This is a genomic window from Affinundibacterium danionis, assembly GCF_042432465.1.
GTDB classification, from domain to species: Bacteria; Pseudomonadota; Gammaproteobacteria; order Burkholderiales; family Burkholderiaceae_D; genus Undibacterium; species Undibacterium danionis.
In genome coordinates, this window is record NZ_JBHLXJ010000021.1 from 1 (window position 1) to 736 (window position 736).

The following is a 736-nucleotide window of genomic DNA, read 5'->3' on the forward strand; positions in this document are numbered from 1 at the left end:
CCCGCGGTATCGGCTTCACGGAACAAGAAGTCACGGTACATCTGCATCGCAAACATGTCGGCGCGTTGTAAGACGTTATTGTCTTTCACGATAGGGTTGGTGCCCATCTTGGTTTCTACCGCATCAGGGATACCATCACTATCCCAATCGGCGCTGATGTTGCTAAAGGCCGATGCCGATTGTTTCCATCCCAAGCCGCCTTGAATTTGTAGCTTACCGTCAGCCGATGGGGTCAAGTCGAAAGGACTGCCATCGGTGATCTGAAGATCGACGCGATATTTGCCATCAATTAAAGAGATATTGGTCGCCAGATTGACCCATTCTCCCGCCTTGTTCTGAGTCCAGAAACCATTGACCGGGGCATTAGCATCGGTAAAGAAAGAGAATTTGACGGACTGATTGAGTGGCGCTTTGTTGACCAAGAAATTCACATTGCCATAAGGCAAACTGAGGTCATTACCAGCCAAGGTCGGACTAGGTAAAGGCGTGACGGTGACATGTTCGATCCCCGGCTTATTGGCCAAGGTAAAGTAAGTAACTTTACCGCCCGGCAGCTCTTTCCAAGGCAGAGAGCTGACATTCGATTGCAGACGATCCAACGTGCCATCGCCATTCCCATCGCCGGTACCCGTACGGAACAGATTAGGTACGCGTGACTCAACAAAGTTGCTGACACGATCGGCATCGGCATCATTGTAATAAGTTGTACCAGTTAACCCGAAGTTAATCTCAGTAC

1 protein-coding gene is annotated in these 736 nt (G+C 49.9%); it reads right to left on the bottom strand.

What is annotated here, in order from left to right:
• A partial coding sequence (locus tag ACFFJH_RS18000) for a choice-of-anchor U domain-containing protein (protein WP_390214361.1) occupies window positions 1–736 on the bottom strand: 736 nt, incomplete at both ends.